This is a genomic window from Nocardioides bruguierae (assembly GCF_023656415.1).
GTDB lineage: Bacteria > Actinomycetota > Actinomycetes > Propionibacteriales > Nocardioidaceae > Nocardioides > Nocardioides bruguierae.
Map to the genome: position 1 here is coordinate 1 of NZ_JAMOIL010000059.1, position 5,354 is coordinate 5,354.

2 rRNA genes are annotated in these 5,354 nt (G+C 56.3%); both read right to left on the bottom strand.

Features of this window, described 5'->3' with window-relative positions:
• Positions 1 to 88: 88 nt before the first annotated feature.
• Positions 89 to 3,211: ribosomal RNA gene (locus M8330_RS21540) — 23S ribosomal RNA — on the bottom strand.
• A 521-nt stretch (positions 3,212 to 3,732) separates the two neighbouring features.
• Positions 3,733 to 5,249 (bottom strand): 16S ribosomal RNA (locus M8330_RS21545).
• Together the 16S and 23S rRNA genes form the textbook arrangement of a ribosomal RNA operon.
• Positions 5,250 to 5,354 lie beyond the last annotated feature (105 nt).

Sequence of the window (5,354 nt, forward strand, 5' to 3'; positions counted from 1 at the left end):
GTGTTTGGTTGTTCAATCAGTGGACGCGAGACACGCTCAATCACACGCTGTATCTGTGTGTTTGTTTGTGTGTGCAGTGTAGGAGTGTGGTGACAAGCCCTCGGCCTATTAGTACCGGTCGGCTGGGCATCACTGCTGTACACCTCCGGCCTATCAACCCAGTCATCTACTGGGGGCCTTACCCGGTTAACCCGGTGGGAAACCTCATCTTGAAACGTGCTTCCCGCTTAGATGCATTCAGCGGTTATCACTTCCGAACGTAGCCAACCAGCCGTGCACCTGGCGGTACAACTGGCACACCAGAGGTTCGTCCATCCCGGTCCTCTCGTACTAGGGACAGCCTTTCTCAAGTTTCCTACGCGCGCGGCGGATAGGGACCGAACTGTCTCACGACGTTCTAAACCCAGCTCGCGTGCCGCTTTAATGGGCGAACAGCCCAACCCTTGGGACCTACTCCAGCCCCAGGATGCGACGAGCCGACATCGAGGTGCCAAACCATCCCGTCGATATGGACTCTTGGGGAAGATCAGCCTGTTATCCCCGGGGTACCTTTTATCCGTTGAGCGACCACGCTTCCACATGCCGTGGCCGGATCACTAGTTCCGACTTTCGTCCCTGCTCGACATGTCTGTCTCACAGTCAAGCTCCCTTGTGCACTTACACTCGCCACCTGATTGCCAACCAGGCTGAGGGAACCTTTGAGCGCCTCCGTTACTCTTTGGGAGGCAACCGCCCCAGTTAAACTACCCATCAGGCACTGTCCCTGATCCGGATAACGGACCTAGGTTAGACATCTAGTACGACCAGAGTGGTATTTCAACGACGACTCCACACACACTGGCGTGCATGCTTCACAGTCTCCCACCTATCCTACACAAGCCGAACCAAACACCAATACCAAACTATAGTAAAGGTCCCGGGGTCTTTCCGTCCTGCCGCGCGTAACGAGCATCTTTACTCGTAGTGCAATTTCGCCGAGTCCATGGTTGAGACAGCGCCCAAGTCGTTACTCCATTCGTGCAGGTCGGAACTTACCCGACAAGGAATTTCGCTACCTTAGGATGGTTATAGTTACCACCGCCGTTTACTGGGGCTTAAATTCTCAGCTTCGATATTGCTATCTAACCGGTCCTCTTAACCTTCCAGCACCGGGCAGGAGTCAGTCCGTATACATCGTCTTACAACTTCGCACGGACCTGTGTTTTTAGTAAACAGTCGCTTGGGCCTGGTCTCTGCGGCCATCACCGCTTCCCCACGCAAGGTGGTTCACGGATCCGGCCCCCCTTCTCCCGAAGTTACGGGGGCATTTTGCCGAGTTCCTTAACCATGGTTCGCTCGATCGCCTTGGTATTCTCTACCTGATCACCTGAGTCGGTTTCGGGTACGGGCGGCGCATAGCTCGCTAGAGGTTTTTCTCGACAGCATAGGATCACCTGCTTCCCCCATACGGGGTCCCCATCATGTCTCAGGCATATGATGCGCGGATTTGCCTACACATCGCCCTACACACTTAGCCACAGACAACCATCGCTGTGGTCAGGCTACCTTCCTGCGTCACCCCATCGCTTGACTACTACCGGATCGGTTCCCATGCTCCACACACACGCCACTCCCCCGAAGGGAAGCAGTCACGGCGCTTCGGATGGTTAGCATCACCGGGCTCGTCATGGGCGCTACTTTGCCGGTACGGGAATATCAACCCGTTGTCCATCGACTACGCCTGTCGGCCTCGCCTTAGGTCCCGACTTACCCAGGGCAGATTAGCTTGACCCTGGAACCCTTGATCATTCGGCGCGCGTGTTTCTCACACGCGATTCGCTACTCATGCCTGCATTCTCACTCGTGCCCCATCCACCCCTAGATCACTCTGGAGCTTCACCCGGGACACGACGCTCCCCTACCCAGCCACACCCCCGTTAGGAGTTACTGAATCACCAGTATGCGACTGCCATAGCTTCGGCGGATGACTTGAGCCCCGCTACATTGTCGGCGCGGAATCACTTGACCAGTGAGCTATTACGCACTCTTTCAAGGGTGGCTGCTTCCAAGCCAACCTCCTGGTTGTCAATGCGACTCCACATCCTTTTCCACTTAGTCACCGCTTAGGGGCCTTAGCTGATGGTCTGGGCTGTTTCCCTCTCGACTACGAAGCTTATCCCCCGCAGTCTCACTGCTACGCTCTCACTTACCGGCATTCGGAGTTTGGCTAACGTCAGTAACCTGGTAGGGCCCATCGGCTATCCAGTGCTCTACCTCCGGCAAGAAACACGTAACGCTGCACCTAAATGCATTTCGGGGAGAACCAGCTATCACGGAGTTTGATTGGCCTTTCACCCCTATCCACAGGTCATCCCCTCAGTTTTCAACCTAAGTGGGTTCGGTCCTCCACGCGGTCTTACCCGCGCTTCAACCTGCCCATGGATAGATCACTCCGCTTCGGGTCTTGATCGTGCGACTATCTCGCCCTCTTCGGACTCGCTTTCGCTACGGCTACCCCACACGGGTTAACCTCGCCACACAACGCAAACTCGCAGGCTCATTCTTCAAAAGGCACGCCGTCACCCCAACACCCACAAGGGGCAGCCGGGCTCCGACGGATTGTAGGCACACGGTTTCAGGTACTATTTCACTCCCCGCCAGGGGTACTTTTCACCTTTCCCTCACGGTACTGGTCCGCTATCGGTCATCAAGGAGTATTTAGGCTTAACGGGTGGTCCCGCCAGATTCACACAGGATTTCAGGGGTCCCGTGCTACTTGGGAAACATGCACGCAGTCACAGACTTACACCTACGGGGCTATCACCCTCTACGGCAACCCTTTCCAAGGCTCTCGGTCTCACCTGTGATTTCTTACTGCGCCCTGCACCGGCAGATACAGACACACGCTCCCACAACCCCACACGCACAACCCCTGCCGGGTATCACATGCGCATGGTTTGGCCTCATCCGATTTCGCTCGCCACTACTCTCGGAATCACTATTGTTTTCTCTTCCTACGGGTACTGAGATGTTTCACTTCCCCGCGTTCCCTCCACACACCCTATTTCATTCAGGTGCAGGTAACTGGACATGACTCCAGCTGGGTTCCCCCATTCGGACACCCCCGGATCAACGCTCGGTTGCCAACTCCCCAGGGCTTATCGCAGGCTCCCACGTCCTTCATCGGCTCTTGATGCCAAGGCATCCACCATGTGCCCTTCATAGCTTGTCAACACACACCCAACAACACACACAACCAACCAAACCAACCAGACCACTCACGCAGCCCAGATCGACCAGTCCACTGCGCATCAGAAGTCGGACCATGCATCCACATGAATCACTTCACGCCACGAACGAACAAACAAAACAGCTTAATAATTAAGATGCTCGCGTCCACTATTCAACAACCAAACAACCAACCCACCAAGGAACCCCCACCAACCATCCGGCCAGCAGAACCCCCAAGGAGGCAAGAAGAACCAGCGTCTGATCCCTCAGACACCCAACAGCGTGCCACTGTCTCCACCCACACCCACCACACGCAAACACGTGCACCAGGCCATGAGCATCGAACCAACCCCACCACCCACGACCACGACACCCGGTTCCACACCCCACCCCCGAAGAGGCTGAGCAGTACTGAGGCGACGCGACCACGACCGGTCGAGCCATTCATCGACGATTCCACTTCCAGAGCACCACAACCGTGAACCGGACACTCGCCGGCCATCCGTGTGCATGACTCCTTAGAAAGGAGGTGATCCAGCCGCACCTTCCGGTACGGCTACCTTGTTACGACTTCGTCCCAATCGCCAGCCCCACCTTCGACAGCTCCCCCCACAAGGGTTGGGCCACTGGCTTCGGGTGTTGCCGACTTTCGTGACGTGACGGGCGGTGTGTACAAGGCCCGGGAACGTATTCACCGCAGCGTTGCTGATCTGCGATTACTAGCGACTCCGACTTCATGGGGTCGAGTTGCAGACCCCAATCCGAACTGAGACCGGCTTTTTGGGATTCGCTCACCCTCACAGGATTGCAGCCCTTTGTACCGGCCATTGTAGCATGCGTGAAGCCCTGGACATAAGGGGCATGATGACTTGACGTCATCCCCACCTTCCTCCGAGTTGACCCCGGCAGTCTCCTATGAGTCCCCACCACGACGTGCTGGCAACATAGGACGAGGGTTGCGCTCGTTGCGGGACTTAACCCAACATCTCACGACACGAGCTGACGACAGCCATGCACCACCTGTACACCAGCCACAAGGGAACACCCATCTCTGGATGCGTCCGGTGTATGTCAAACCCAGGTAAGGTTCTTCGCGTTGCATCGAATTAATCCGCATGCTCCGCCGCTTGTGCGGGCCCCCGTCAATTCCTTTGAGTTTTAGCCTTGCGGCCGTACTCCCCAGGCGGGGCGCTTAATGCGTTAGCTGCGGCACGGAACCCGTGGAATGGATCCCACACCTAGCGCCCAACGTTTACGGTGTGGACTACCAGGGTATCTAATCCTGTTCGCTCCCCACACTTTCGCTCCTCAGCGTCAGGATATTCCCAGAGAACCGCCTTCGCCACCGGTGTTCCTCCTGATATCTGCGCATTTCACCGCTACACCAGGAATTCCGTTCTCCCCTGAATACCTCTAGTCTGCCCGTATCGAAAGCAAGCACCGAGTTAAGCCCGGTGATTTCACTCCCGACGCGACAAACCGCCTACGAGCCCTTTACGCCCAATAATTCCGGACAACGCTCGGACCCTACGTATTACCGCGGCTGCTGGCACGTAGTTGGCCGGTCCTTCTTCTGCACATACCGTCACTTGCGCTTCGTCTGTGCTGAAAGAGGTTTACAACCCGAAGGCCGTCATCCCTCACGCGGCGTTGCTGGATCAGGCTTCCGCCCATTGTCCAATATTCCCCACTGCTGCCTCCCGTAGGAGTCTGGGCCGTGTCTCAGTCCCAGTGTGGCCGGTCACCCTCTCAGGCCGGCTACCCGTCGAAGCCTTGGTAGGCCATTACCCCACCAACAAGCTGATAGGCCGCGAGCACATCCCTGGCCGAAAAACTTTCCACACACGCCCCATGCGGAGATGTGTCGTATCCGGTATTAATCACCGTTTCCGGTGGCTATCCCAAAGCCAGAGGCAGATTACTCACGTGTTACTCACCCGTTCGCCGCTCGAGTACCCCGAAAGGCCTTTCCGCTCGACTTGCATGTGTTAAGCACGCCGCCAGCGTTCGTCCTGAGCCAGGATCAAACTCTCCATCGAAAACCCACACACAGTGTGAGATGATGCAAAATCAATCACTGACAGAAAGAACCTGACAAACTTGTCAGAATCATCGTCAAAGAAACCCACCCACCAACACAACCA